The sequence below is a fragment of the Frigoribacterium sp. ACAM 257 genome (genome assembly GCF_007954365.1).
Taxonomy (GTDB): domain Bacteria; phylum Actinomycetota; class Actinomycetes; order Actinomycetales; family Microbacteriaceae; genus Frigoribacterium.
This window is the reverse complement of record NZ_VOLO01000002.1, coordinates 251,113-276,460: the sequence shown is the minus strand read 5'-3', so window position 1 is coordinate 276,460 and position 25,348 is coordinate 251,113. Positions and strand designations below refer to the sequence as shown.

Annotated in this window: 26 protein-coding genes; 11 read left to right on the top strand and 15 right to left on the bottom strand. The window is 74.9% G+C overall.

From position 1 onward, the window contains the following. Window positions 1–12 precede the first annotated feature (12 nt). From ES689_RS07695 to ES689_RS07675, 5 genes are all read right to left on the bottom strand, one after another. Window positions 13–612, bottom strand: coding sequence for a hypothetical protein (locus ES689_RS07695; protein ID WP_146902502.1), 600 nt, complete (start codon window positions 610–612; stop codon window positions 13–15). A 157-nt stretch (window positions 613–769) separates the two neighbouring features. Continuing rightward, window positions 770–1,099, bottom strand: coding sequence for a hypothetical protein (locus ES689_RS07690; protein WP_123547575.1), 330 nt, complete (start codon window positions 1,097–1,099; stop codon window positions 770–772). A 175-nt stretch (window positions 1,100–1,274) separates the two neighbouring features. After that, a complete protein-coding gene (locus ES689_RS07685) occupies window positions 1,275–1,826 on the bottom strand; it encodes an FHA domain-containing protein (RefSeq protein ID WP_146902498.1) in 552 nt (183 codons plus the stop codon). A 137-nt stretch (window positions 1,827–1,963) separates the two neighbouring features. Then, window positions 1,964–6,391, bottom strand: a complete 4,428-nt coding sequence (locus tag ES689_RS07680) for an FtsK/SpoIIIE domain-containing protein (RefSeq protein ID WP_146902495.1) — start codon at window positions 6,389–6,391, stop codon at window positions 1,964–1,966. Continuing rightward, a complete protein-coding gene (locus ES689_RS07675; RefSeq protein ID WP_146902492.1) occupies window positions 6,388–7,686 on the bottom strand; it encodes a hypothetical protein in 1,299 nt (432 codons plus the stop codon). The genes ES689_RS07680 and ES689_RS07675 overlap by 4 nt, the downstream gene beginning before the upstream one ends. 81 nt (window positions 7,687–7,767) lie before the next feature. Between ES689_RS07675 and ES689_RS15585 the strand changes: the two genes are divergently transcribed. The 3 genes from ES689_RS15585 to ES689_RS07660 are packed head-to-tail and all read left to right on the top strand — an operon-like array spanning window position 7,768 to window position 10,840. Next, a complete protein-coding gene (locus tag ES689_RS15585; RefSeq protein ID WP_191330284.1) occupies window positions 7,768–8,619 on the top strand; it encodes a hypothetical protein in 852 nt (283 codons plus the stop codon). Beyond that, window positions 8,609–9,361: a hypothetical protein gene (locus ES689_RS07665; RefSeq protein ID WP_146902489.1), complete on the top strand. Its 753-nt coding sequence runs from the start codon at window positions 8,609–8,611 to the stop codon at window positions 9,359–9,361. Before ES689_RS15585 ends, ES689_RS07665 begins: the two co-directional genes overlap by 11 nt. A gap of 27 nt (window positions 9,362–9,388) precedes the next feature. Then, entirely contained in the window at window positions 9,389–10,840 is a 1,452-nt protein-coding gene (locus ES689_RS07660; RefSeq protein WP_146902486.1) for a glucose-6-phosphate dehydrogenase, read from the top strand. Window positions 10,841–11,005: 165 nt separating this feature from the next. Here the strand turns inward: ES689_RS07660 and ES689_RS07655 are convergent, their stop codons facing one another. After that, window positions 11,006–11,803, bottom strand: coding sequence for a transglutaminase family protein (locus tag ES689_RS07655; RefSeq protein ID WP_146902483.1), 798 nt, complete (start codon window positions 11,801–11,803; stop codon window positions 11,006–11,008). Between the two features lie 95 nt (window positions 11,804–11,898). Here ES689_RS07655 and ES689_RS07650 point away from each other — a divergent pair, with 95 nt between their 5' ends. Beyond that, window positions 11,899–12,195, top strand: coding sequence for a hypothetical protein (locus ES689_RS07650; protein ID WP_146902479.1), 297 nt, complete (start codon window positions 11,899–11,901; stop codon window positions 12,193–12,195). A gap of 123 nt (window positions 12,196–12,318) precedes the next feature. Further along, entirely contained in the window at window positions 12,319–12,576 is a 258-nt protein-coding gene (locus tag ES689_RS07645; RefSeq protein ID WP_146902476.1) for a hypothetical protein, read from the top strand. A gap of 172 nt (window positions 12,577–12,748) precedes the next feature. Here the strand turns inward: ES689_RS07645 and ES689_RS07640 are convergent, their stop codons facing one another. Both ES689_RS07640 and ES689_RS07635 read right to left on the bottom strand, forming a co-directional pair. Next, on the bottom strand, window positions 12,749–13,690 hold the full coding sequence (locus ES689_RS07640; protein WP_223269477.1) for a phospholipase: 942 nt from the start codon (window positions 13,688–13,690) through the stop codon (window positions 12,749–12,751). A gap of 439 nt (window positions 13,691–14,129) precedes the next feature. Continuing rightward, window positions 14,130–14,420, bottom strand: coding sequence for a DUF1653 domain-containing protein (locus tag ES689_RS07635; protein ID WP_146902472.1), 291 nt, complete (start codon window positions 14,418–14,420; stop codon window positions 14,130–14,132). A gap of 57 nt (window positions 14,421–14,477) precedes the next feature. On the opposite strand from ES689_RS07635, the gene ES689_RS07630 reads away from it, so the two are divergent. After that, entirely contained in the window at window positions 14,478–15,149 is a 672-nt protein-coding gene (locus ES689_RS07630) for a hypothetical protein (protein ID WP_146902469.1), read from the top strand. 206 nt (window positions 15,150–15,355) lie between these two features. Here ES689_RS07630 and hxlA read toward each other — a convergent pair whose 3' ends face one another. Next, window positions 15,356–15,979, bottom strand: a complete 624-nt coding sequence (gene hxlA / locus ES689_RS07625; RefSeq protein WP_146902466.1) for a 3-hexulose-6-phosphate synthase — start codon at window positions 15,977–15,979, stop codon at window positions 15,356–15,358. A 49-nt stretch (window positions 15,980–16,028) separates the two neighbouring features. Then, window positions 16,029–16,637, bottom strand: coding sequence for a 6-phospho-3-hexuloisomerase (gene hxlB / locus ES689_RS07620; RefSeq protein ID WP_146902463.1), 609 nt, complete (start codon window positions 16,635–16,637; stop codon window positions 16,029–16,031). Between the two features lie 111 nt (window positions 16,638–16,748). Here hxlB and ES689_RS07615 point away from each other — a divergent pair, with 111 nt between their 5' ends. From ES689_RS07615 to ES689_RS07605, 3 genes are all read left to right on the top strand, one after another. Beyond that, the gene (locus ES689_RS07615) at window positions 16,749–17,627 is read left to right on the top strand and encodes a helix-turn-helix transcriptional regulator (protein ID WP_223269476.1); all 879 of its coding nucleotides are present in this window, start codon (window positions 16,749–16,751) and stop codon (window positions 17,625–17,627) included. Between the two features lie 199 nt (window positions 17,628–17,826). Beyond that, window positions 17,827–18,372: an RNA polymerase sigma factor gene (locus tag ES689_RS07610; protein ID WP_223269475.1), complete on the top strand. Its 546-nt coding sequence runs from the start codon at window positions 17,827–17,829 to the stop codon at window positions 18,370–18,372. Next, window positions 18,362–19,627 carry a hypothetical protein gene (locus tag ES689_RS07605; RefSeq protein WP_146902460.1) on the top strand — a complete coding sequence of 422 codons (1,266 nt, stop codon included), beginning with the start codon at window positions 18,362–18,364 and terminating at the stop codon, window positions 19,625–19,627. Before ES689_RS07610 ends, ES689_RS07605 begins: the two co-directional genes overlap by 11 nt. 153 nt (window positions 19,628–19,780) lie before the next feature. Here the strand turns inward: ES689_RS07605 and ES689_RS07600 are convergent, their stop codons facing one another. Then, window positions 19,781–21,199, bottom strand: coding sequence for a carboxylesterase family protein (locus tag ES689_RS07600; RefSeq protein WP_146902457.1), 1,419 nt, complete (start codon window positions 21,197–21,199; stop codon window positions 19,781–19,783). 281 nt (window positions 21,200–21,480) lie between these two features. Then, a complete protein-coding gene (locus ES689_RS07595) occupies window positions 21,481–22,416 on the bottom strand; it encodes a LysR family transcriptional regulator ArgP (protein ID WP_223269474.1) in 936 nt (311 codons plus the stop codon). A gap of 69 nt (window positions 22,417–22,485) precedes the next feature. On the opposite strand from ES689_RS07595, the gene ES689_RS07590 reads away from it, so the two are divergent. Together ES689_RS07590 and ES689_RS07585 are read left to right on the top strand one after the other, a co-directional pair. Next, the gene (locus ES689_RS07590) at window positions 22,486–23,118 is read left to right on the top strand and encodes a LysE/ArgO family amino acid transporter (RefSeq protein WP_370512346.1); all 633 of its coding nucleotides are present in this window, start codon (window positions 22,486–22,488) and stop codon (window positions 23,116–23,118) included. Window positions 23,119–23,253: 135 nt separating this feature from the next. Next, complete coding sequence (locus tag ES689_RS07585) at window positions 23,254–23,511, top strand: hypothetical protein (RefSeq protein WP_146902455.1); 258 nt, start codon at window positions 23,254–23,256, stop codon at window positions 23,509–23,511. A 142-nt stretch (window positions 23,512–23,653) separates the two neighbouring features. Here the strand turns inward: ES689_RS07585 and ES689_RS07580 are convergent, their stop codons facing one another. From ES689_RS07580 to ES689_RS07570, 3 genes are all read right to left on the bottom strand, one after another. Beyond that, on the bottom strand, window positions 23,654–23,932 hold the full coding sequence (locus tag ES689_RS07580; protein ID WP_146902452.1) for a hypothetical protein: 279 nt from the start codon (window positions 23,930–23,932) through the stop codon (window positions 23,654–23,656). 181 nt (window positions 23,933–24,113) lie between these two features. Next, on the bottom strand, window positions 24,114–24,704 hold the full coding sequence (locus tag ES689_RS07575) for a dienelactone hydrolase family protein (protein WP_146902449.1): 591 nt from the start codon (window positions 24,702–24,704) through the stop codon (window positions 24,114–24,116). 79 nt (window positions 24,705–24,783) lie between these two features. Then, window positions 24,784–25,071, bottom strand: a complete 288-nt coding sequence (locus tag ES689_RS07570; RefSeq protein ID WP_146902446.1) for a hypothetical protein — start codon at window positions 25,069–25,071, stop codon at window positions 24,784–24,786. Window positions 25,072–25,348: the final 277 nt, after the last annotated feature.

Here is a 25,348-nt window from a genome sequence, read left to right as displayed (position 1 = left end):
GACCAGGCGCGTTCATGACGCGTCGACGAGCCAGGATGCCTCGCCCGCCCCGCTCGTGTAGCGCCCGGTGACGCGGAAACCGTCGAACACGACATGGGTCGGCTCGGAACCCGCCGGTGCGGTCAAGATCAGGCACGCGCTCGCCGTGCCGTCCTCGGCAAGGGCAGGCGTGAGCTCGTAGTCGTAGAGCGGGCACGACGCGCGGAAGCCCTCGTCGAGCAGAAGGGCCCCGTTGAGCCGGTCGGGCTTGACGACCTCGCCGTCGACCATCAGGCCCCAGTTCCGGTTCTCGAACCCGTTCGCCCCCTCCTCGGGATACGTCCCTTCCTCGACCTGCAGGTCGGCCGTGGCGCGGTAGACGTCCTTGCCCGAGGAGTCGAAGGCGTTCCAGGTCGCCACCTCGTCGGCGGTCACCCGCTCGAACTCGGTCACCCCGACCGTGACCCGGGTGTCGTCACTGGCCTGGCTCGTCGAAGGCTCGATGGTGACCGATGCCCCGAGCTCGAGATCCTTCTGCTCGACGACGTTCACGCATCCGCTCAGGCCGAGAGCCGTCACGGAGGCGACGGCGGCGAAGACGAGCAGGGAACGGCGACGGGGAGGCGAGATCACGGCACGAGCCTAGATGTCCACGGCCATCGGGGCGGAGACGACCACGGCCGGCGCGAGCACGCCGCCGAGCGGTGAGTCACGTCAGGGCGCTCGCCCCGATCGAAGGAGTCGCGCCAGGTCCGGCGCCTGCGCTCGTCCTCGGGCGAGGCCGCAGGGCTCACCACCCCGGCATCCCCGCGCACGCCTGCCCGAGCTGGTCGAAGCCGCGCACCGGGTCGGTGAAGGCCTGCCAGGCGCGACGCGGGTCACGGGACTCGACGCCCGCCTCCATCTCGGCGAGCACGGCGGGGGCGGAGGCGGCCCACGCGTCGAACGCCGGAGACGACGTCGTCGACGGCGCCGAGGCCAGCACGGCGCGGACGCCCTCGACCGCGGCCTGTACGCGCACGAGCGCCCCAGGGTTCCCCTGCGCCAGCATCGTGGCGCTCATCAGCTCGATGGTGGGCGCCTTCAGCGCCGCACACGTGGTCTCCAGGTCGTCGGTCACGTCTCTCCCCCGTCGTCGATCGGACTGCTCCGATGGTAGCGAGGGGCAGAGGAGAGGCGCGGACCCTGGCTGGCCAGATCAGCCCGGGCGGAGCCAGGCCAGGACCCGCCGCCCCGCCAGGAGGCCGCGTCGTCGCTCGTCGCGGAACGTTCCTCGCCGACCTCCAGGGAGGCAGTCAGCCGGCTGCGACCGTCGCCGCGACGCTGCCGAGCTCGAGCTCGTCGCCGGGTCGGAGCGCCACGGGCTGCCCCTCGACGCACGCGATCTCGACGCCGGCACGGTGCGCCACGGTGCCGTTGCCGGAGCCGCGGTCGGTCACCACGAGCTGCCCGTCGACGACGTCGAAGACGGCGTGCGCGCGCGAGGTCGACCGCTCGGGGTCGGTCACCGCGAACGCCGCGGACCCGACCTCGGCCGCGGCCTGCTCGGGACGACGACCGACGACGACCGGCCCGTCGACGACGAGCCGCTGACCGGTCGAGAACGTGACGACGAAGGTCGCGTTCGCGACGACGGGCGAAGGAGGTGCGGGCGCGGCCGCCGGGGCTGCGGCAGGCCGCGCGACCGGCGGAGCCGTGCGCTCGAGCGGCGGCCGCGTGCTCGCCACCGGTGCCGGCAGCGGCGCCGCGACCGGCGCCCGCCCCGACGTCACGAGCTGCCCGCAGGAGAGGCAGAACATGCTGTTCGGGCGCAGCTCGGCCCCGCAGTACTCGCAGCGCGATGCCATCAGCCGTCAGTCCCCGTCACGTCGTCCCCTCGAAGCCGTCCCCCACGATACGCGACCCGCCGATCCCTCCCGGCGTGCCGGGCCCACGCCTCCCTGCGGCGGCGGGGCGGCAGGGCAGGGTAGGGCAGGAGGCGGCGTCAGCGGGTGACGTCGGGCACCTGCACCTGCGCCCAGCGCCCGCCGCTGTGCAGCGCCCCGCCCCCGGCACCGGTGCGCCCGACCATGAACTTCGGGATCTTCTGCCCGAAGAGCTGGGTGCCCACGAGGGCCGACGTCGGGGACAGCACCAGCCCCTCCTGCGTCTTCCGCACCTCGCCGTAGGGCCCCGAGAACGTCTTGCCGGCCGCGTCGGGCGACAGCGCCACGACGAAGGCCAGCCGGTCGCGGTGCGTCATCAGCGCCTGCTCGAGCGGGCTGTCGCGGAGCGTCTCGGCGTCGTCGACGACGACGGTGAGCACGACGCCGTCGCCCACCCGGGCCACCTCGGCCGCGAGGTCGTCGGCGGACGTCGGCGACGACGCCGAGACGGCGAGCGGCACCTCGGCGGTGCGCGCCCAGCGCGACAGCGGCGACTCCCGGGTCGCGACGACGAGCACGGGCCGGGCGTCCCACATGAGCTGGTGGGCGATCGACGCGAGCGCGGTCGAGCGCCCGGTGCCGCGGTCGCCGACCACCGCGAAGCCGCCGACGGCCGGCCAGTCGATCGTGTAGCGCGACAGCACGTCGCCCCCGACGCCGACGGTCGGCGACTCGGCAGGCGACCAGGAGGCGCGCGGCAGCTCCGCGGCGTCGCTCAGCGAGAGCGCCCCCGGCAGGGCGTCCACGCGGAAGGGGACCGGCAGGGCAGGGTCGCGCGGGGCTGCCTCGAACGCGGCCCGCGCCTCCTCGACGATCTCGCGCAGCACGGCCGTCTGCGCCTCGGCCGAGGCGTCGCGGCCGATCACGGCGACCTGCGCCTCGCGGGCGCTCGCGCCGAACATCAGCCGGCCGGCGGGCACGGTCTCGGGCAGCTCGCGGATCATCACGCCGGCGCCGCGGTAGTCGTTGACGTCGCGCAGCGGCAACACGTACTGGTCGCCGATGAAGCCCGAGACCCGGTCGCCCGAGACGGTGCGGTCGGCCGCCATCACGACGCGGATGCCGACGCCGGGCCCCTCACGGAGCACGCGCGTCATCTGGTCGCGGAACAGCACGAGCTCGTCCGACTGCAGGGTCGAGGTGACCCGCTCCCAGCCGTCGACGGCCACGACGACGAACGGCAGGCGGTCGGCAGGCTCGGCGCGGCGGCGTTGCTCGACCACGCTGCCGACGGAGGCGCGCGACAGCACCGTCTGGCGTCGCGACAGCTCGTCGAGGAGGCGCGTCATCAGCCGCGGCAGCCGCGTCGGCTCCAGCGCGGTCACCACGGCGCCCGTGTGCGGCGCCCTGGCCAACGGCAGCAGCCCGCCGTTGCCGTAGTCGACGACGAAGAGGTGCAGGTCGGCCGGGTCGTGCGCCCGGACGGCCTGGGCGAGCAGCGTGCGCAGCGCGGTCGTCCGGCCCGAGAGCGCCGAGCCGATGAAGAGCAGGTGGGAGCCGGAGGCGACGTCCCAGACGAGCGGGCGCTGGGTCTGCTGCGCAGGGACGTCCTCGAGGCCGATGACGAGCTCGTGCGGGTGCGCGGCGGTGCCGGTGCCGTCGGGGGCAGGGGCGTCCGCGGCGGACGAGACCACCGCCTCCAGCGGGAGCATCGTCGGCAGCGGCAGCAGCCAGGGCGACGGGTTGGCGGGCACGCCGAGCAGGCGCGTCGCCTCGGTGACGAGGTCGACGAGGGCGCGCAGGTCGGTGTCGTCCTGGTCGACGCCCGCCGACGCCGCGCCCTGCGAGGGGAACCGCGGCTGGTAGCCGACGGCCCGCCAGTCGAGCTCGGCGACGGCGGGCAGCACCTTGCGCGTCCGGTGCGCGCCGGGGCGCACCCCGGCGACGCGGGCCGTCTGGAACGCGGCCGGGGCGACCCCGACGCCTGCGCGCACGAAGCCGCGGCCGGGCGTCGAGACCCCGATCAGCGACGCCTCGGGCGAGCCGAGCACGTCGGTCGAGTCGGCGCGGTCGGTGACGCGCAACGCGACGCGGAGGTTGATGTTCGACTGCATCTCAGGGGTGATGACGCCGCTCGGACGCTGCGTCGCGAGCACGAGGTGCACGCCGAGCGACCGGCCGACGCGCGCGATCCGCACGAGCCCGTTGATGAAGTCGGGGTGCTCGGTCTTGAGCTCGGCGAACTCGTCGATGACGATCATCAGCCGGGCCAGGCCGAGACGCGCCGCCGCCGCCGCGTCTTTCGACCAGGCCGCGTCGACGTCCTTGACGCCCAGCTCGGGCCGGCGGAGCACGGTCTCGCGGCGCTTGAGCTCGGCGTCGAGCGACTGCAGGGCGCGCTCGGTCTCGCGGGCGTCGAGGTTGGTGACCATGCCGACGGTGTGCGGCAGGCGCGAGCAGTCCTCGAAGGCGGAGGCGCCCTTGTAGTCGACGAGGACGAAGTTGAGGGCGTCGGGCCGGTTCGCGAGGGCCAGCGAGACCACCCAGGTCTGCAGGAACTCCGACTTGCCCGAGCCGGTCGTCCCGGCCACGAGCGCGTGCGGCCCGTCGGCCGCGATGTCGACGGCGAACTGCGAGTCGGGGCCCGCGCCGACCACGACCGCGGTGCGCCGCGGCGACAGCTGCCAGCGCTCGACGATCGCCTGCGGGTCGTCGAGGTCGACGCCGAGCAGCTCGGTGTACCGCACGGACGTCGGCAGCATGCCCTCGTCGCCCACGCCGCTGACGTGCTTGATCGAGCAGAGGCTGCGGGCGATCTGCTCGGCCGCGGGCAGCGAGAGCCCGTCGAGCAGCACGTCGGGGTAGTAGGCGGCGTCGGACTCGAGGCGCGCCAGCGAGTGGTCCTCGCCGTCGACGACGACGACCGTGCGCGACTCCTCGGGCAGGCGAGTGCGGTCGGTGTCGATCGCGATGACGTGGACGTCGGCCTGCCCGCCCGACTCGAGCAGCGAGACCATGCCGGGCAGCATGCGGAACCGTCGGGCGCCGTCGACCACGACGACGACGGTCGAGTCGAAGGCGGCCGAGCCGCGCTCGGTGGAGGCACGGAGGCGCGCGGTCGTCAGCGCGCTCAGCTCGCGCAGCCGGTCCCGCCGGGTGTCGTCGGTGTTGCCGACGAGGGCCACGACCGACGGCCCCGCCTGGGCGTGGGGCAGCCACTGCACCCACTCCCAGAGGGCGGCGTCGTCGTCGTCGCAGAGCACGACGACCTGCGCGTCGCGCGGCGAGCGGAGCGTCGCGAACGAGGCGAGCATCGCGCGCACGGCGCTGCGGGTCGCGTCGGGGGCGCCGGCCAGGCCGACGACGCCCGCCGAGAGGTCGACCGCGACGGGCGACGGGGCCACCCCGACGTGGCGAGGGGTCGCGCGGTCGCGGCCGCCGCCTCCTTCGAACCTCACGTCGAGCGGCACCTCGGTGACGCCGACACGCACGTGCACGGCGTCGGCGTCGCGCTTGCGGCGCTCCCAGAGGCGCGAGAGCGGCAGGGTCGCGACGTCGCGCACGACCACCGGGTCGGGGTGGGCGTACCAGCTCTCGAGTCGCTGCTCGCGGACGAGCCGCGCGATGCGACCGCGGCTGTCGACGATGTCCTGCTGCCACTCGTCGAAGGTGCGCACTCCCTTCTTCTTCGCGCGCGAGCGCGAGGTGAGGAAGGTGCCGATCACCATCACGGGCGAGGCGGCGGCCATCATCAGCATCACCGGCCGGTTGAAGACGATCGCCATCGTCACGCCCAGGATGACCGGGATCACCGCCGAGAGCCACGGCAGCGGCGTCTTGTCGGCGTCGTCGGGCCGGTCGCCCGGCAGCACGACCACCGGCGGCGCCGTCGCGGGCGAGATGCGGGAGGTGCGGTTGAAGCCCCTCATGCCGACCTCGTCGGGCGCGGTGTCGGCGTCGCTCCACGGGGCGAGGCCGATGCGCACGACCGAGCTGCCCAGCTGCACGACGTCGGCGGGGACGATCCGCCCGTCGCCCGTGAGCGGCTCGCCGTTCACCGCGATGCCCGCGGTGCCCTCGACGACCGAGAGACGGGCCGCCAGCGGGCCGCGGCGAGCGCCGCCCGCCGCTCCGCCGCCCGCGTCGTCGGCGGCGTCGAGCGTGAGCGTGACGTGGTGCTCGGCGAGCCACGGGTCGGCGATGCGGAGCTCGACGCCGGCGCCGCTGCCGATGCGGAGCGGGGTGCCCGCGGCCAGGGGGACGACCTCGCCGGCGAAGGGGCCGCCGACCACCTCGAGGCGGGGCTGTCCCGGGTGCAGGGCGGGCGCCTCCTGCGGGGGCAGGGCCTGCCCGTTCAGCACGGGCGCGTCGACGAGCGCGGTGTCGGGGTGCACCGTCGGGGCCACGAGGGCCGGGTCCACCCCGAGGCTCTCGGCCAGCTCGGCGACGGAGGTGTCGTCCGTGACGTCGAGCAGGACCGAGCGCGCGGGCCCTGCCGGTGCCCCGGTGGCGGCGTCGGTGTCTCGCAGGCTGAGTCGCAGGGTCACGGGGTGCCTCCGAGGCGGTCGAGGATCGAGACGAGGGGCGCGAGCAGGACGGGCGCGTCGGGGGCGCCGTCGTCACCGTCGTCGGCGGGCAGGGCGGGCACGAGGGTGCGGACGGCTGCGGCGGCACCACGGTCGCCGCCGTCGTCGCGGTCGCCGCCGTCGTCGCCCTCGCCGGTGCGGGGCACCGGCGCGACGCGGGACGGGCCGGCCGGCAGCGCCTCGGCCGCGTCCGACTCGGCGCGCACCACGGTCACGCTGCCCGTGGCCTGGCGTCCGTCGGGCGTCGCGACGTGGAACGCGAACTGGTCGACGTCGGGCGCCGGGTCGTCGTCAGCATCGGCGGGCGGCGTGTAGACGGCCTCGTCGCCGGAGCAGCGCACGGTGCCGGCGGCGGGGACGCCGCAGCCGAGCAGGCGCGGGGCGTCGGCGGCGTCCGCCGCGTCCGCCGCGCCGCCGCCGCTCGTCGCGCCGTCGAGGACGAGGGCGCCGAGGTCGACGACCGTGTCGCCGCGCTCGGCGAGCGGCACCGTCACGGCGAGCGCCTGCAGGGGCGCCGCGCCGGTCGCGCCCGCGGGAGGAGCGGTGAAGGCCACCGTGAGGGTGGTCGTCTCGGACCACTGGCCGTGGGCGTCCCGCAGCCGGTACGACACGACGGCGTCGCCGACGAACCCGGGCGCCGACTGCACGGCCAGGTGCGACGGGGTCGCCCTGGCCACGGCCGCGCCGTCGGGCGAGACGCCGCGCACCTGCAGACGCGCCCCGACGCCCTCGCAGCCGTCGCAGCGGACGAGGAGGTCGGAGAGCGGGACGAGCGCGACCGCACCGGAGTCGAACGGGTGGTCGTAGACGAGCTCCGGCGCGGCCGGCGGGGTCGGCGGCGCCTGCTCGACGCGGTACGAGACGGTCACCCGGGTGGGGCCGCTGCGCAGCTCGACCGGCATCACGACGGTGCCGGCGTCGGGGTCGTACTCGTCGGCGGAGAGGGTCAGCCGGGTCGGCTCGCAGTCGAGCCGGACGCCCTCCGGCGGGACGACGGCGTCGCAGTCGGCGACGGACCAGCCGTCGGCCATCGGCACCTCGGCCTCGTCGCCGAAGGGGATGCTCACGAGGCCCGGGTCGGCGGGTGCCTCGGTCTCGGCGGAGTCGGCGGCTGCGGCGGCGCCGGCGGAGTCGGGTGCGGTGGTCGCCCCGGGCCCGGCCGCGAGTGCGGGCCCGGCCACGCCGGTGAGCAGCGCCGAGGAGGCGGCGGTCACGACGACCACGGCGAGCACGGCGGCACGCAGAGAACGTCCCACTCCCCGGCTCCCCTCTCGTCGAGTGATCCATATACTAAGGGCCACCGTCGACAGACCGGGCGGTGACGGCCCAGGGGGACCATGAGCGACGGACAGCACCGTGGGGGCGGCTCCGAGGACGAGTCCGAGGGCGTGCGACCGACCGAGGCCGACGACGACCTCGAGCTGACCGTGACGCGAGGGCGCCGGGCCCGGCGTGCTGCTGAGGTCCCGGTGGTCGTGTCCGAGGTCGTTCCGGCATCCTCGCCGCCCCCGGCCCCCACCTCCTCGCTCCCCCCGGCTCCCGCCTCCTCGAAGCAGCCGGCCCCGACCTCCTCGCTCCCCCCGGCTCCCGCCTCCTCGCGGCCGCTCGCCCCGTCCTGGACGACGGCGCCCGGCGCGCTCACGGCGTCCCGGCTCGGCTGGGAGCCGGGAGCACCGCGGCTCGGCGAGGGCGGCGAGGCGGTCGAGGCCGCCCCGAAGAGGCCGCTCGGCAGCGAGATCGGCGTGCTGCCCGAGCTCGAGCACCGCGAGGAGAAGAAGCGGCCGCTCTGGCGCCACCCCGCGTTCATCGTGTCGGGCGTGCTCGCCGTGCTCGCGGTCGGGGTCGGGGCGACGCTGATGATCCTGTCGCTCACCTCGGCCGGCCCGCCGCAGGTCACCGCGCTGACCGTCGCCGTCGGCGAGGGCAACGTGCGCCTCACCTGGGACGGCCCCGACGTTCCCTACGACCTCTACGCCGTCGCCTCCGACGGCGCGGCGACCGACCTCACGCAGCTGGTGCGCGGCACCGAGGCGTGGATCCCCCGGGTCGGCGGCCTGGTCACCGACGACTCCTGCTTCGTGGTGCGCGCCGCCGAGGCGACCGCGGGCGACCCCGTCTCGCTCGAGCCGGCCGACCTGGGCGACCAGTCGGCCCAGAGCGTCTGCGTGGCCGACGCCGATGCCGGCTGACGGCTGCTCGCGGCGACGCCTGCTCGCGGTCGCGGCCCTCCCGCTCGCCGCGGCGCTGCTCGCGGGCTGCGCGTCGGAGCCGCTCGCCGTGCCGACGCCCACCGGCATCGCCCTCCCCGACGTCGAGCTGGCCGACCCCGACCGGAACGGCCTCGAGTACCTCGACGGCCCGACGGCGCTCGACTCCGTGCTGCGCTCGGTCCGCACCGCCACGTCCGTCACGATGGCCGGCACCTTCACCGAGCTCCTCCCGGCACCGCAGGGGTCGGACGTGCAGCCGGAGGGCCGCGTCCTCGGCGTGTCCTTCGTCGGGACCGCCTCCGACTACTCCGCACGGGTCGAGGTCGAGGACGACTCGGGCGTGCAGACGACCTACGTCCGCACCTCGGGTGCCGACGCCGAGATCACGACGGACGGCGCCTCCTGCGTGTCCGCCGCCGACGACGCCGTGACCCGGTTCGCCCCCCTGCTCTCGCCGCCCACCCTGCTCTCGACCCTGCTGCGGAGCGGCGACGCCGCGGTCACCGTCTCGACGGGCGCCGTCGTCGAGGGAGGCCCGGGCGAGCCCGACACGGTCGAGCTCGTCGTCGGGGACGACACCTCGGTCGTGGGCACCCTCGTCGTCTCCGCCGAGGGCGAGCCGCGGCCCGTGTCGTTCACGGCGGCCGACACGGCGGGGCGCGCGGTCTTCTCGTTCAGCCAGTGGGACGAGCGCGCCAGTCTGCCCGAGCTGGACTGCTGAGGCCGTCTCCGGTCTAGCGTCGGTCCCATGACGACCGCGACGCGACAGACGGCCAGCGACCCCGCGACGGAGGCGACCATCGGCGACGAGGGAGGGCCGAGCAGCGAGCCGGTGACGCTCCTGATCCTGGGCGCGTCCGGCGACCTGGCCGCCCGCCTCCTCATGCCCGGCCTCGGCGGGCTGCTCGCCCACGAGCCGGTGCGACGCGTGCAGCTGATCGGCGCCGGCGTCGAGGAGTACTCGGACGAACAGTGGCACCAGCGGGTCGTGGACTCGTTCGCGAGCGTCGAGGCCGCCGGGCCCGCGGTCGACGCCCTGCTCGCCTCGACCCGCTACATCACCGCGGACGTGACGTCGGCGGACGCCCTCACCACGCTGCTCGACGCGTGCGAGGCGCCTCCCGCGATCTACTTCGCGCTGCCGCCCGCGATCACCGAGAAGGCCTGCGAGGCACTGAAGCAGGTGCAGCTGCCCGAGGGCACCTCGCTCGCCCTGGAGAAGCCGTTCGGCACCGACGTGGCGTCGGCCGAGCACCTCAACAAGCTCGTCCTGCAGCTCGTCCCCGAGGAGCGCGTGCACCGCGTCGACCACTTCCTCGGGCGCGCGACCGTGCTCAACCTGCTCGGCCTGCGCTTCGCGAACCGCCTGATCGAGCCGATGCTCAACAACCAGCACGTCGAGAGCATCGACATCGTCTACGACGAGACGCTCGGCCTCGAGGGCCGGGCCCGCTACTACGACCACGCCGGCGCCCTCGTCGACATGATCCAGAGCCACCTGCTGCAGGTGATGGCCGTGCTCACGATGAACGCCCCCTCGACGCTCACTGCCGTCGACCTGCGCGACGAGAAGCAGCTCGTGCTGCGCGCCACGCGCCTCCTCGACGGGGACCCCGTCGCGAACAGCCGCCGCGCCCGCTACGCCGCCGGCACGATCGAGGGCCGCGACCTGCCCGCCTACACCGCCGAGGAGGGGGTGGACGCGTCGATCGAGACGGAGACGCTCGCCGAGATGGTCGTCGAGGTGCAGAACTGGCGCTGGGCCGGCGTGCCGATCCGGCTGCGCTCGGGCAAGGCGCTGGCCTCGAGGAGGCGCGAGATCGTCATCACCTTCCGCCCTCCGACGCACGTCCCGCGCGAGTTCGTCGGCGGCGGCACCCCCGACCGCCTCCGCATCGCGATCGCCCCCGACGAGATGTCGCTCGAGCTCAACGTCAACGGACCCGGCGACTCGTACGACCTGTCGCGGGCGACCCTGCACGCCGAGTTCGGCCTCGGCGACCTCACGGCCTACGGCGAGGTCCTCGCCGGGATCCTCGACGGCGACCCCACCCTGTCGGTGCGCGGCGACTCGGCGGTCGAGGGGTGGCGCATCGTCGCCCCCGTGCTCGACGCGTGGCGCGCGGGCGACGTGCCGATCGACGAGTACCCGGCAGGCACGGCGGGGCCGTCGTCGTGGCCCGCGGTCGAGGACGACTGAGTCCCCTGGCCCGACGCTCAGCCCGGCACGTCTCGGTGCCTCGTTCCGGACAGGATGCCCCGGCACGCCGCGACATCTTGTCCGGAACGAGGCACCGAGGGCGGACGTCGGTCGCTCAGCCGAGGCTCCTGGCCTGACGCTCAGCCGAGGCTCCTGGCCTGACGCTCAGCCGAGGCTGACGAAGGCGGTCACGTCGTCGCGGGGCAGCTCGTCGGCGACGGCGCCGACCTGCATCGACGCGACCGTGACGGCCGCTCCGTGGCTGGTGAGGAACGCGGTGTCGCTCGCGTCCCGTCCGGTCGCGATGCGCAGGAGGGTGCTCCGCGGCGCGAGAGCGGTGGCGTCGACGACGTGCCACTCGTCGTCGACGAAGGCCTCGGCCACGGCGTGGAAGTCCATCGGCGACAGCCCCGGAGCGTAGACCGACACCAGCCGGGCAGGCACGTCGAGCGCCCGCAGCAGCGCGATGACGAGGTGCGCGTAGTCGCGACAGACGCCCTGCCGGTCGAGCAGCGTCTGCACGGCGCCGTCGGTGGGCGCGCTCGCTCCGGGGACGTAGGCGAGGTGCGACCCCACCCACGAGCTGACGGCAGCGAGCAGGTCGCGGCCCGTGAGGCCGGAGAACTCGGCCCGCGCCGTCGGGGCCAGGGTGTCCGACTCGCAGTAGCGGCTGGGGCGACGGGACCGCACGAGGTCGAGCTCGTCGACCGGCGGCGTGCCTAGCTGCCCGTCGACGACGACGCGGTAGTCGACGAGCACCCTCCCGGCGCCGACGTCGCACACGTGCAGGCGGGTGCCGTGCTGGTCGACGAGCTCGCGGACCGGGACGGGCGCCCCGTGCTGGGTGACGACCAGCGCCTCCTCGGCTCGCTGCTCGTACAGGGCCGAGGCGGCGATCGACAGGACGAACTCGGCGGGGCCGGCGACGTCGAACTCGAGTCGGGCGGAGGCGGTGCGCTTCATGCCCCGAGCCTGGCAGGCCCCCGGGTCGGACCGGAGTCGGGCGTGGGTCGCGCGTGTGAACTCGGCCCGCCTCGCCGGTCGGGCAGGATCGAGGCATGCCCTCGTACCGCGTCCTGCTCGCCGTCGGCTCGCTGCACCCGGGGGTGCGGCCCGACGCCCTGCTGCCCCGGGCCGCCGCGGCCGCCGCCGAGCACACCACCGTCGAGGCGAACGACATCATGATGGTGCGGGGCGAGCCCCAGCTCGTGGTGCGCTTCACGGGCGCCGACGACCCCTTCGCGCTCGGGGTCGGCGCCGCGGTCGAGTCGACGGTCGGGGGGCTGGCCGACGTGCGCAGCGCGCGGGTGACTCGCCGGGACGGCGGGGCGTGGACCCTGGTCGGCGCCGTCTGACCGGCGTGGGCTCGGTCGTGGGTCGGGCGTAGGTCGGCGAGTGGTCAGGTGTGGTCCTTCCCCGTCGCCGGGACGACAGTTCGTGACCACTCGACGGGCTCGGGTCGTGCGTAGGCTCGGGGGATGACGACGAACGGTGCCGGCAGCCGGACAGGCAGGGCGAGCAGGGGCGCACGTGCGGCGACCGCGGTGACGACGGCCGTGCTGGCAGCGGGGGTGCTCACCGGCTGCGGCGAGCGTGACGACCCCGTGGTGACGCCGAGCCCGACCCCGGTGAGCCCGACGGCGACGCCGGAGCCCGCGACCCCGGAGCCCACGCTGGAGGTGCCGGTCACCACCGACAAGCCCACCGACCGCGAGACGATCCCGCCCCAGAACTGACGAGCCCGGGCCCCGCTCCCCCTCCCCCTCTCGCCCTCTCGCCCTCTCCCTCTCCCCTCCCTGAGGAGCGGCGAGACGACGGAGAAGGTCCTCCCCGGGCTCGGGGAGGACCTTCTCTGTCGGCTCAGACGCGATCGTCACCCCCGTGACGGGACGCGGCCGAGGCGCGGGCTCAGTACCAGTTGACCGACTGGCTGTGGCCCCAGGCGCTGCACGGGGTGCCGTAGGCGCGCTTGATGTAGTCGAGGCCCCACGTGACCTGCGTGGTGGCGTTCGTCGCCCAGTCGGAGCCGGCGGTCGCCATCTTGCTGCCGGGCAGAGCCTGCGGGATGCCGGTCGCGCCGCTCGGGTTGTAGGCCTGGTAGTTCCAGCCCGACTCCTTCTGCCACAGGTTCACGAGGCAGCCGTACTGGTCGCTGCCCCAGCCGTACTTCGACGAGGCGAGCTGCTGGGCGGCGGCCTTGGCCGCGGCGGGCGTGTTCGCGGCGGCCTGGGCGGCGGCAGCTGCGGCGGCGGCTGCCTCGGCGGCGGCCTGCGCCTCGGCGGCGGCCTGGGCCTCGGCGGCGGCCTGGGCGGCTGCGGCTGCGGCGGCGGCCTGGCGGTCGGCCTCGGACGCGGCGGCCTGGACCGTCTGCGCCGTCGTGGCCGTCTCGGCCACGCGGGCGGCGAGCGTGTCCGAGTCGAGGTTCTCGTAGTCGGCGAGCGACGCGACAGAGGTCTCGAGCGCGCTGGCGTCGACCTTGTCCTTGGTCGAGGTCACGACCTGCGACGCGATGTCGATCGTGGTCTTCGCCTGGGCCTCGGCGAGCGAGTCGGCGATCGCCTCCTCGTTCTGCTGCACGCTCTGCGCGTGGGCCGCCGCGACGGCCTCGGCCGACGGGGCGCGGTTCACGAAGGCGAAGCCGGTGCCCGCGACGATGGCGACGGCCGCGACCGCGGTCACGCCGACGAGGCGGCGGCGGCTCGCGCGGCGACGGCTCGCGGCGATGGCCCGGCGCGTCAGGGGCGCGGCGGCGGTGCTGCTGGAGCCGGTGGCGCTGGCGATGCTGGTGGAGCCGGTGCTGGTGCTGCTGGTGGTGCTGCCCTCGGGGGCGGGGGTGTTCTCGGAGGTCATGTCGTCCCATTGCTCGGCCGGCCTGCTCGGCGCGCCCCGGTCAGGGGCACGTCGGCCCACCTCTGCGCCTCGGGTGCGCAGCACCGCAGGAGGCGCGGTGCACGACGGCACGACCGGGGAGTCGGTCCCGGAGGCGGCCCGTCGCTCCGCCCACGGGCGGACCGGACGACCGGCAGGTGCTGTCGAGGTGACGGGTCGGTGTCGGTTCCAGCGGGGCCTGGGGGCCCGGCGCGTCCGCCCAGCGCTCCCGAGGGGTACGGGCGGGCGCGGGCGAAGCGACGAGCATGCACCACGAGCCTGAGTGTCCCCGCAGAATCCGGGGTGACCCGCTCAGCCCGGGCCCTCGGGAGCCGCAGTCGCCGGGGTCCCTCGCGGTTCGGAGGCCCGCGGAGCAGCGCGTCGAGGGTCAGGGTCAGCCTCGTCGGCAGCGCGGCTACAGCTACGGCTGCGGCGACGCCGACGGCTGCGGCTGCGGGTCCTCGCGGACGAACCGCGGCCCGTCCCACCCGTCGCGCGTCACGTGCTCGACGAACTGCCCCACGGGGCGCACCCAGTGCGAGCGGTCGCCGTAGAGCGTGCGGTAGAAGACCAGCGCCTCCCCGGTGTCGACGTGCCGCCCCGTGCCGATCACCTCGTAGCGGCCGCCCTTGAAGTGGCGGTAGGTGCCGGGTGCAGGAGGAGTGGGCTCGGCGGGGCGGCCAGGTCCGGCGGCGGAGGGGGTCGCGGTCACCGCACCAGGGTAGGCCCGCGCTGGCCCCGTGTCGGCGGCGCCCCCTACGATCGCGGCATGGCACTGATCCACCAGGCAGAACTCGTCCCGTCGAAGCTCGAGGCCCTCGCGGCCTGGGCGCCGAGCCAGCCGTGGTTCGAGGGCGACCCCGCGCGGCTCGAGAAGCTCGCGGCGTTCCGCCTCGACGACCCGGCCGGCGAGGTCGGCGTCGAGGTGCTGCTCGTCCGTGCCGGCGACGGTCCCGTGCTGCAGGTGCCGCTCACCTACCGGGGCGCTCCGCTCGAGGGCGCCGACGACCTCCTGGTCGGCACGATGCAGCACTCGGTGCTCGGCGAGCGCTGGGTCTACGACGGCTGCGGCGACCCCGTGTTCGTCGCCGCGACCATCTCGGCCGCGCTCACCGGCGACGGCCAGGCCGATCAGGTGCTGCAGACGGCCGACGGCGAGCGCGTGCCGCACGAGCAGACCATGGTCGTCGTCGGCAGCGGCACGGCCGGCGCCGAGGTGCCGTCGACCTCGGTGCGGGGCACGCGCCCGGTCGACGGTGCGACCGTGGTCGACGCCGGCTCGTGCACGCTCGTGGTCGCTCGGACTCCCGACGGCGGCGGGTCGCCTGCCGCCCTCGCCGAGGCCGCAGGAGGGGCGCACGACGACACGACGCAGGTCCTGTCCGCGACGTGGCCGGGCCACGACGCCCCGACGACGCTCGCCGTCGTGCTGGTCCACTGACCATCCTCCTCATTCAGGAAGATCGCTCCTGCGTCGCGCACAGGGGGACCAAGAAGCCTGAATCGTGCACGAATCAGGATGCGTCAGGGCGCCCTTCCTGAATCGAGTCATGTGCCCGAACACATCGAGTCATGTGCCCGAACACGCGCAGGAGGCGCGGTGCAGGCCTTCCCTGCACCGCGCCTCCTCGGCGTTCTGGCGGCGCGCTACTTGATCGCGGCGCGGATCTCGCGGGCGGCGTCCGCGACGTCGTCGGCACCGTAGATCGCGGCGCCGGCGACGGCGACCTGGGCGCCGGCGTCCTGCACCGAGCCGACCGTGGCGGCCTTGACGCCGCCGGCGACCGAGAACGGCACGCCCGACGCCTTGCCGGCCTCGAGCAGCGCCTCGAACGTGAAGCCGTCCTCGGCCTGCTCGTCGAGTCCTGCGTGCATCTCGACGAACTCGGCGCCGAGGGCGACGACCTCCTTGGCTCGGGCGGCCTTGTCGTGCACGCCGATCAGGTCGACGACGATGCCCTTGCCGTGCTCCTTCGCGGCCTTGACCGCACCGGCGATGGTGCTGTCCCCGGCGACGCCCAGCACGGTCACGAGGTCGGCGCCGGCCTTGAACGCCTCGCCCGCCTCGAGCTCGCCGGCGTCCATCGTCTTGAGGTCGGCAAACACGATCTTGTCGGGGTGCGCCTCCTTGATCGCGGTGATGGCGCGGAAGCCCTCCGCCTTGATCAGCGGCGTGCCGAGCTCGATGATGTCGACGCTGGGCGCGGCGGCGGCGGCGAGCTCGAGGGCGGCCTCGGTGGTCAGGGTGTCCATGGCGAACTGCAGCTTCATGTGGTGCTCCTTCTGTGGTGGGGTCGGGCGACGAGGAGGCGCGGTGCGACTACTCGAGGTTCGCGTGGCGGGGCCACATGTCGTCGGCGCTCTGGCCGGAGCGCTGCCACAGGGCGTGGAACAGCGCGTCCCCGACGAGCACGACGACCTGCTCGAAGAGGCCTCCGGCGTACTGCGCCGAGGCGGAGCCCGAGCGGTCGAGCTTCTCGGCGGCGGGCACGACCACGACGGCGGTGGCGATCCCGGCCAGGGGCGAGTCCGCGGCGGTGGTCACCGCGGCGACCTGCGCACCGGCCTCGACGGCCGACTCCGCTGCACCGACGATGCCGCTGGTCGTGCCGGATCCGCTCGCGGTCAGCAGCACGTCGCCCTCGCCGATCGCGGGCGCCGTCACCTCGCCGACCACGTGCACGGCCAGGCCGAGGTGCATCAGACGCATCGCGGTCATCCGCAGCGCGAGGCCGGAGCGGCCCGCGCCGTGCACGAACACGCGCTCGGCGCCGGAGACGAGGTCGGCCACGGCGGCGAGGCCGTCGGGGTCGCTCTCGACGACCGCGCGCACGGCACGGTCCACCTCGGAGCGGACGAGCTCGAGCGCGTCGGCAGGCGAGGAGGCGGTGGCCGAGGAGGCGGTGGGGCTGCTGGCTGCATCGGGCATGTGTCCCATCTTGCTCCGGCCCACCTCCTCGTGCGCTGTCCGTCGGACCGGGGCCACCTGCCCGAACGGGTAGGTGGAGGCGCTCGGGTAGGGGCCGGGTAGGGTGGCGCCGTGCCCGACCTGTCTGCGCCCGCCCTGCCCGTGCCCGACGTGCCTGCGCCCGCCCTGCCCGTGCCCGACCTGCCGTCGGCCGCGACCCGCGCCGTCGTCGCCCGGCACGCGCGCACCGTGTCGGAGCTGCTCGACCGACACGCACTGACCCTGGAGTCGCTGCTCGCGACGCTCCGCTCCGCCCGCCTGGACGACCGCGCCGCCCGCACCGTCGCCATCGAGGTCGCCGCGGCGGCCGTCGTCGAGCTCCGGTCCGAGACGGACGAGCAGCGATCCCTGCTGCTCGAGCCGGTCGTCGGGGCCTTCGCGCGCCTCCGGGACGACCTGCGCCCCCTCGTCCGTTTCGGCGAGCTCGACGTCCAGTTCGTCGAGCCGCCGGCGACCGGTCGCGCCCTGCCGGGCGAGGTCGCGCACGCCGCCCGCACGATCGTCCGCAGCACCGTGCTCGCCCTCGTCGACGACGGCCGCGCCCGCCGGGTGCGGATCCAGTGGGACTGCGACGGCCTGAACCTGCTCATGGCCGTCCGTGACGACGGAGCCGGGGAGCTGACCGCGCACGACGACTCGCTGCGCCCGGTCGCCGAGCGCGTCTCGGCCCTCGACGGGACGCTTTCCGTGTCGTCGACGCCCGGCTGGGGATCTGACCTGACGGTGAGCCTGCCGCTCGACCCGCCGCCCGAGCCGGGGTCGCTCGACGAGGCGGTGTCGCTGAGCCCGCGCGAGCGCGACGTGCTCCGGCTCGTCGCCTCCGGGGCCCGCAACCGCGCCGTCGCCGAGTCGCTCGGCATCAGCGAGAACACGGTGAAGTTCCACGTCTCGAACCTGCTCCGCAAGGCCGGGGCCGCGACGCGGGCAGAGCTCACGGCGCTCGCCCGCTAGCGACGCCCCTCCTGCTGCCTGCGGTCGCCGCGCCTCCCGCTGCCTGTGCTCGCGGGCGGGTCATCTCCGCCGAGGGCGGGTACCTGCCGACCCGCCCTCGCCCCGGAAGACCCGCCCTCGCCGGCACGCGCCGAACTTTCTCGACGATTTCTGTCAGACCTGAGCGATCTGCGACATTCCTGTAGTGAGGGGGGCAGACATGGACATGACGACGGAGAACGACTCCGACCTCGTCCGACGCACGTCGGGCGGGGACAAGCGGGCGTTGTCGGAGATCTTCGACCGCTGGGCGCCGACGCTGACGCGCTACGCCTGGGCGCTCGCCGACAGCAAGATGGACGTGGAGGAGATCGTGCAGGACACGCTCGTCACCCTCTGGCGCCGCTCGGCCGAGATCACGCTGCACGACGGCTCGCTGCTGCCGTGGCTCCTCGTGGCCTGCCGCAACCACGCGCTGAACCTGAGGCGCAAGCGGCAGCGCGCCGAGGCGGACGAGCTGCCCGCCGAGCTGATCGCCCCCACCGACGACGACGCCCAGGAGGCGCGCGAACGGCTGCGCTGGGTCCGCGCCGAGATCGAGGCGCTCAGCCCGGTCGACCAGCAGATCTGCGAGCTGTGCCTGATCGAGGGCCGCAGCTACGCCGAGGCCGCAGCCCAGCTCGGGCTCAGCGTCGGCGCCCTGACACAACGGGTCTCCCGCACCCGGACACGACTGAGGAAGGCGGTGATCCGCGATGGACGTTGAGCCCCCCACCGGAGACGACCTGAACCGCATGCTCGTCTCGATGAAGCAGGACGTGCTGCGCCGAGCCGCCGCCGAGCCCCCCGCCAGGCGACGCCCCTGGGCCCGCCGCCACCTCGGACTGACGCTCGGCCTCGTCGCCCTGCTCGGCATCGGGGGCGCAGGAGGCGCGCTCGCGCTGGTCCTGCCGTCGCCGTTCCGGGCAGCGCCGGCCGCCACGCCGTCGCCGACCTCCGAGCCGACGCGCGAGCCTGTCCCCGGCGCGACCGCCACGGTCTCGCCAGCACCTGTCGCGCCGAGTCAGCCCGTGATCCCGACACCGGCCCTCGGGATCGACTGCACGACCCTGGGCGAGCGCATCGGCGTGGCCGCCCTGGTGCCGGAGGCGGCGGTGACGGAACGGATCGCCCCGCACTTCTCCGCGGTCGATGCGTCGCTCCTCCAGGAGGGGGTGCTGGAGTGCCGCTGGACGGCTGGCGGCGACGAGTACGCGACGGAGTGGGCCATCGTGCGGGTCTCGCCCGACGCGGCGCGGGGGACGGAGTGGCTCTCGGGCCTGACGCAGTCGGGTCTCCCCTCGCTCGACGTCGGCGACGTCTCGGCCGTCGCTTGTCGAGACGGGAGCTACTCCTGCAACTCGTCGATCGTCTCGGGACCCTGGTGGTTCGAGGTGTCGGCCAGCAGCGAGCTCCCCGACACGATCACGCCCGCTCTCCTCCGTGCCGCAGCCCAGGACGTCGCGGACGTCGTCGGGGCCGCCCCGCCGGCGTCGGCCTGGACGGCCCCGACGACGATGTGGTCGTCGATGACCGACTGCTCGGCCATGCCGTCCGCGGGGGACATCGACCGGCTCGTCGGCGCTCCCGGACTCGCGGGGCCGGAGGAAGTGGGCGCCCTGGAACAGACGGGCATCCACCTGACGCAGAGCACGGCGGTGTCCTGCAACTGGTCGGTGCCGCCGGTCGACGACCCGACGGTGGAGCTGGCCGTGCCGTACATCACGCTCGAGGTCGTCCCCGGAGGCGGTTGGGCCTACGGGAACCGCACCTACGCCGGCTCACCTGTCGACGTGGCCGGAGCCGAGTCCGCCACAGCCGTGTGCTACTCCGGCGAGGGCTCCTCCTGCTGGATCGACGCGCTCGTCGACGACACGTGGATCCAGGTCGTCGGCGGGCCATCGCCAGAGCACCAGGACCTGCTGATCGCGGTGACGGAGGCGATCATCGCCGCCCAGGCCGCCTCGGCGGGCCGGGGGTAGGTCACCGGACTCGGCCGGGCGCGGGGGCGCCGGGCCGGGCCGGTCGTCGGGGGAGGGACGACCGGCAGAGGGGGGAAGACGGGGGAGCGTCGGGTCGAGCACGAGGGGCATCGACCCGGCGCTCCCGCTGTCGCGTCCGTGCGCAGGCCGCGATCAGCCGCGGTCGAGCACCAGCGTCTGCGACAGCCCGGCGGCGGCGTCGGCCGCCACCGTCCCGGTCCGCGCGAAGTCGGCCCAGATCTGCCGCACCCGGCGCCCGAGGCGGTCGACCTCCGCCCAGTCGGACGTGCCCAGCAGGGCCGAGCTGCCCCACGCCTCCTTCGTCCCCAGCAGCAGCGGCAGATCGGTGATGTGCGCGGCGCCGTAGCGGCTGTCGCGCGGCGCCCAGCTCAGCTCGTACCGCACGGCCCGACCGCCGGAGGCGCGGTGCCGGGCGACGAAGCGGCGCGCGTCCCGTCCGTACACGGCCCCGGTCGTCGCCCGGACCAGCACGCGCCGCACGAGCCCGCCCACGACCGGCAGGCTCGTCAGCACGTCGAGCGGCCGGACGAGCGGAACGTAAAGCCCGGTCTCCTCCGACGTCGCGCCCATCAGCAGGTCGACGTGCGGGGCGACGTCGCGCCAGGCGGCGTCGCGGTCCTGCTCGGCGGGCAGCGGCGCCCGGCCGTACTGCGGACCGAAGGGCATCCCGCCGCGCAGCCCGAACCGGAGGGCGACGCGCTCGGCGAGGGGCTGGCCGGCGAGCAGCTCCTCGACGGTGGCGTCGGGGTCGGGCGCGCCCGTGACGCGGAGCATCGCCCGAGACATCGCGGCTCGTCCGCGGTCGAGCCCGAGCGGAGCACTCTGCACGATCGCCCGGCGGAACAGCCCGCGCGCGCCCTCGCTGATCATGAGGTGGGCGATCGAGTCGCCGCCCGACGACTGCCCGAAGAGCGTGACCGTGTCGGGGTCGCCGCCGAACGCGTCGATCGTGTCGTGCACCCAGCGCACGGCCTCGAGCTGGTCGAGCAGCCCGAGGTTGGACGGGACCCGCTCGCCGTCGCCGAGGAACCCGAACACCCCGAGCCGGTAGGTCACCGTGACGACGACGACGCGCTGCTCGACCACGAGCGAGCGCGGGTCGTAGACCGCCAGGTCGCCGGCGCCGTTGACGTAGGAGCCGCCGTGGATCCACACCATCACCGGCAGCCGCTCCCCCGGCGCGAGGTCGGCGGGCAGCGTGATCGACAGCGCCTGGCAGTGCTCGGAGTCGACCATGCCGCGCGCCGCGTCGTCGAAGAGCACCTGCATCGAGGGCGACGACAGCTGGGGCGAGGCGGGCGCGCGGTCGAACGCGAGCAGCGGCACGGGCCGCCCGTCGTCGTCGACCGCAGGAGGCGCAGGCCGGGGAGCCTCGAACCGCTCGGCCACCGCGTACGGCACGCCGAGCACTCGCACCACGTCGCCGTCGACGCGACCGACGACCGTGCCGACCCGCGTCTCGAAGGTGCGGGTCTCGGCCGCGCCGGCCGCGCCGGACGCGGACGCGTCCGCAGGTGTCTCGGACGTGCGGGTCTCGGGTGCGCTGCTCACCGGCTCACGCTACGCGCGCCTCCTGTGCTCGGGGGCGGGTCTTCCGGGGCGAGGGCGGGTCCGCGCCGACCCGCCCTCGACCCGGAACACCCGCCCTCGGCAGATCCACGCAGGCTCGGGCTGGAGCTGGGGCGGCTCAGCGCCGGCAGGCGGGCCGAGGCGACGCGGAAGCGACGAACCTCCGCGATCTTTCGCGGAGGTTCGTCGCTTTCGCGGAGGTTCGCGTGCAGACCGCCGAGCACGAGCCGCCGACCGCGAGCGGCGAGCCGAGGAGGCGCCCCTCACGCCGGCAGCAGCACCTCCGCCGCCGAGCGCCGCACCGACTCCGTCAGCGTGTCGAGCAGCCGCGACGACAGGGCCCAGCGCTGCCAGTACAGCGCGAGGTCGACGTGCTCGCCGGGCGCGAGCTCGACGAGCGAGCCGTCGGCGAGCAGGTCGAGGCACTGCGCCTCGGGCAGCAGCCCCCAGCCGAGGCCGAGCCGGGCGGCGCGGGCGAAGTCCGCCGACGACGGGACGAACGTGCGCGGCGGCCGCGGGTCGTAGCCGAGCGAGGCCCGGAGGAACCCGCGCTGCAGCTGGTCCGACCGGTCGAAGTCGAGCATCGGCGCGGCGTCGACGCGGCCCATCGTCGGCACTCCCCCGAGCCAGCGGTCGACGAAGCCGGGGCTGGCGACGGCGCGGTAGCGCATCAGCCCGAGCGGCTCGGACGAGCAGCCCTGCAGCGGCTCCCGCGTCGACGTGACCGCGGCGAGCACCGTGCCCGAGCGCAGCAGCGAGGTCGTGTTCTCCTGGTCCTCGCGGTGCAGGTCGAAGACGGCCCCCACCTCCGGCGGCAGTGCGGCGAGCGCCTCCAGGAACCACGTCGCCAGCGAGTCCGCGTTCACGGCGACGGCGATCGACGTCCCGAGCCCGCCGAGCCCGCCTGCACCGCCCGGCCAGCCGGTCCCCGCCGTGCCGCCGACCCCGAGCTCGACCGCCGCGTCGTCGGCGAGCAGCTGCACCTGCCGGGCGTAGCGCAGCACGACGTCGCCGGCGGCGGTCGTCACGACCGGCGTGGTGCGCTGCACGAGCACCTGCCCCGCCGTGCGCTCGAGCTGCTTGATGCGCTGCGAGACGGCCGACTGCGTCATGTGCAGCCGCTGGGCCGCCGCCTCGAAAGTGCCCTCGTCGACGAGGGCGCGGAGGGTCACGAGGTGCTCCGAGGCGAAGGTGATCATCAGCAGAGCTTATGCAGCATCACGAACATGAGCTAGAGAGATGCAGGGCAGCCTCCCTAGCGTCGGGGCGTGACCTTCTCCTCCCTCCTGCTGCCCGCGCTGTTCGGCATGGGCACCGGTCTCGCCCTCATCGTCGCGATCGGCGCCCAGAACGCGTACGTGCTCAAGGTCGGCCTGCAGGGCGTCAACCGGGTGATCCTCCCCGTCATCGCCGTCTGCGCGGCCAGCGACGCCGTCCTGATCATCGCCGGGGTGGCCGGCGTCGGAGCCCTGATCGCGGCCGCTCCCCAGGCCCTCGTGGTCGTGAGGATCGTGGGGGCCGCGTTCCTGCTCGTCTACGCGGGGTTCGCCGCGAAGCGGGCGATCCGGCCGTCCGGTGCACTGCAGGCCGAGGGAGGCGCGGTGCAGCCGAGCAGGAAGACCGCCGTCGTCACCGTGCTCGCCCTCACCTGGCTGAACCCCCACACCTACCTCGACACGATCGTGTTCCTCGGCTCGGTGGCGAACCAGCAGCCGGGCGACCTGCGCTGGTGGTGGGCGGGCGGGGCGATCGCGGGCAGCTTCCTGTGGTTCGCGCTGCTGGGCCTCGGCTCGCGCCTCCTCAAGCCGTTCTTCGCGAAGCCGTCGTCGTGGCGCGTGCTGGACGGGCTGATCGCCGTGGTGATGACGGCGCTGGGGCTCCGACTGCTGCTGGGGGCGTGACCCACGCCTCCCTGGCTCCGCCCTTGTTTTGAGTTGTTCAAGAAAACGGGCTAGAGTGGTGAGCACGCCGACGGAGACGAGCACCTCGCCCTCACCCGACCGGCGGCCCTCGTCTCCCTGAACGAGGAGGCCCCCATGGACCGCACCGCATCGACCACCCCCGCCCAGCCCTTCCCGCTCGGCGGCCGCTACGTCAGCACCACCCGTCGCGACGAGCCGATCGGCTCGTACGTCTCGACCACGCACCGCGACGCCGTCACCATCGGCGCCTACGTGTCGCCGTCGGTGCAGCGCACCTCGCTCGGCCGCTACGTGCGCGCCCAGCTGAACGCGTTCAGCACCCGCACCTCCACGATCCGGACGCACACGGGATCGATCGTCCTCGGTCGCTAGGTCCGACGCCGCACGGCTAAGCACCGCACGGCTAAGCACCGCACGGCTAAGCACCGCACGACCCCGTCCCGGACGCCGCCTCCCCGCTCGCGCGGGGGAGGTCGTCGGGACGGGGTCGTTCGTCGCGGTGCCGCGTTCGCGGCTAGCGGACGGCGTCCGAGCCCGTCACGCCGGTGCCGCTCGTGCCGGTGCCGTCGGTGGGCGCGGGCCCGCCGCCCGCGCGCGGGACGCTCTCCGTGCCGTCCTGCTCGGACGAGTCCGCGTCGGCGTCCACGCCCTCCGCGTCGCGGAAGGCGCCCTGCTGGCCGAGGGGCGACCGGCCGTCGGCCTCGACTCCCGAGCCTGCGTCGAGGTCCGTCTGCGCGCCGACGCCCTCGCCGGTCGTCGCGTCGTCGTCGTGCGCGTGCGTGCTGTCGCTCATGTCTGGCCTCTCGATCGTGTCGTCCCGCAGGGTCGCCCTCGGTGTCGAGGGGCCGCGGTCACCCCACTCTGCCCCGGAGGCGCGGGCCGGGGCCCAGGGAGGCCTCGCCCGCGCAGCAGCGCCGGCCGCAGCACCTGCTGCCCCGACCCGCCCGAGACGCGACGAGCTCGTGCCGCGCGGGCTAGTGCCGCGCGAGGAACTCCAGCGTGCGCTCCGTGAGCAGCGCGGCCGCCTCCGGCCGGTACGCCGCCAGCGACGAGTCGGCGAAGAGGTGCTCGCTGCCGGGGTAGGTGAAGACCTCGGCGTCCGCCGCCGGGTCGTCGGCTCTCAGCTGCGCCACGAGCTCGCGGGCGGCGTCGAGGTCGCCCTCGTCGGCGAAGAAGGGGTCGTGCTCCATGCCGTGCACCTGCAGGGCGAGGCCGGTCGGCCAGGTGCCGAACTCGGCGGCGGGCACGCAGGCGTGGAAGAAGAGCGCGCCGCGGGCACCGGGGCGCGACTGTGCAAGGTGCTGCGCGGGCAGCACGCCGAGCGAGAACCCGGCGTAGACGACGTCGGCGTCGAAGTCGGCGGCCGAGCGGACGCCCCGCGCCGCGACCTCGCCGACGCCCAGTCCGTGGACGAACTCGAGGCCCTCGTCGATCGAGTCGAAGGTGCGCCCCTCGTACAGGTCGGGGGTGTGCACGACGTGGCCCGCGGCACGGAGAGCCTCGGCGAAGGCGACGACCCCGGGGGTGAGACCCTGGGCGTGGTGGAACAGGACGACCTCGGTCACGGCTGCGCGCCTCCTCGACTCGCGTCGGCTCGGTGCACGACGGTCGTCACGACCCTAGCCCGAGCCGGGGACCCCCCTGTCAGCGGTGGAGGCGGCGACGGCGACGAGCGGGACGATCGGCGGAGAAGAGCGGGACGACGGGCGCGAGCGGCCGGTCGTCGGGGTCGGGTGCGGCCGAGGGCGACGCCTCCTCCGTCACGTGGCCCGTCTGCGCGTCCGTGTCGTCGTCGATCACGAGCCCGGCGATCTCGGCGCCGACGGGGACGAGGTCCTCGAGGGACGCCACCAGCCGGAGGCGGTCGTCGCCCTCGCGGTCACGGCGGACGACGGGCGACGCGTCCCGACGCCAGAGGACGTAGCCCTTCACGGGCGCTCGCCCGGCTCGCTGCGGCCTCGACGGCGGTGTCCTGTCACGACGATGTACCCCCTCGGCCGTCCGCTCACGCGGGGCCCTCTGATCCGGTGACGACGACCCTACGCCGCTCGGCCGCGCTGCGACCGGGTCCCGGCGGCGCTCCGGCCGCGTGCGGAAGCTCGACGACACCCGTTGCGCAGCCTGCAGAACGGTGCCCGACGGCCCCTCACGGGCGAGTAGCCTGACACGGGCGGAGGAACCAGCCGCCTGCAGATTCGGGGTCACCGGC

Excerpts from the sequence above, each read along its gene's own strand:
- ES689_RS07685 (WP_146902498.1), bottom strand. The coding sequence starts at position 1,826 with ATGGCATCGCGCTGCGAGTACTGCGGGGCCGAGCTGCGCCCGAACAGC.
- ES689_RS15585 (WP_191330284.1), top strand. The coding sequence starts at position 7,768 with ATGAGCGACGGACAGCACCGTGGGGGCGGCTCCGAGGACGAGTCCGAG.
- ES689_RS07665 (WP_146902489.1), top strand. The coding sequence starts at position 8,609 with ATGCCGGCTGACGGCTGCTCGCGGCGACGCCTGCTCGCGGTCGCGGCC.
- ES689_RS07660 (WP_146902486.1), top strand. The coding sequence starts at position 9,389 with ATGACGACCGCGACGCGACAGACGGCCAGCGACCCCGCGACGGAGGCG.
- ES689_RS07655 (WP_146902483.1), bottom strand. The coding sequence starts at position 11,803 with ATGAAGCGCACCGCCTCCGCCCGACTCGAGTTCGACGTCGCCGGCCCC.
- ES689_RS07650 (WP_146902479.1), top strand. The coding sequence starts at position 11,899 with ATGCCCTCGTACCGCGTCCTGCTCGCCGTCGGCTCGCTGCACCCGGGG.
- ES689_RS07645 (WP_146902476.1), top strand. The coding sequence starts at position 12,319 with ATGACGACGAACGGTGCCGGCAGCCGGACAGGCAGGGCGAGCAGGGGC.
- ES689_RS07640 (WP_223269477.1), bottom strand. The coding sequence starts at position 13,690 with ATGACCTCCGAGAACACCCCCGCCCCCGAGGGCAGCACCACCAGCAGC.
- ES689_RS07630 (WP_146902469.1), top strand. The coding sequence starts at position 14,478 with ATGGCACTGATCCACCAGGCAGAACTCGTCCCGTCGAAGCTCGAGGCC.
- hxlA (WP_146902466.1), bottom strand. The coding sequence starts at position 15,979 with ATGAAGCTGCAGTTCGCCATGGACACCCTGACCACCGAGGCCGCCCTC.
- hxlB (WP_146902463.1), bottom strand. The coding sequence starts at position 16,637 with ATGCCCGATGCAGCCAGCAGCCCCACCGCCTCCTCGGCCACCGCCTCC.
- ES689_RS07610 (WP_223269475.1), top strand. The coding sequence starts at position 17,827 with ATGGACATGACGACGGAGAACGACTCCGACCTCGTCCGACGCACGTCG.
- ES689_RS07605 (WP_146902460.1), top strand. The coding sequence starts at position 18,362 with ATGGACGTTGAGCCCCCCACCGGAGACGACCTGAACCGCATGCTCGTC.
- ES689_RS07595 (WP_223269474.1), bottom strand. The coding sequence starts at position 22,416 with ATGATCACCTTCGCCTCGGAGCACCTCGTGACCCTCCGCGCCCTCGTC.
- ES689_RS07585 (WP_146902455.1), top strand. The coding sequence starts at position 23,254 with ATGGACCGCACCGCATCGACCACCCCCGCCCAGCCCTTCCCGCTCGGC.
- ES689_RS07580 (WP_146902452.1), bottom strand. The coding sequence starts at position 23,932 with ATGAGCGACAGCACGCACGCGCACGACGACGACGCGACGACCGGCGAG.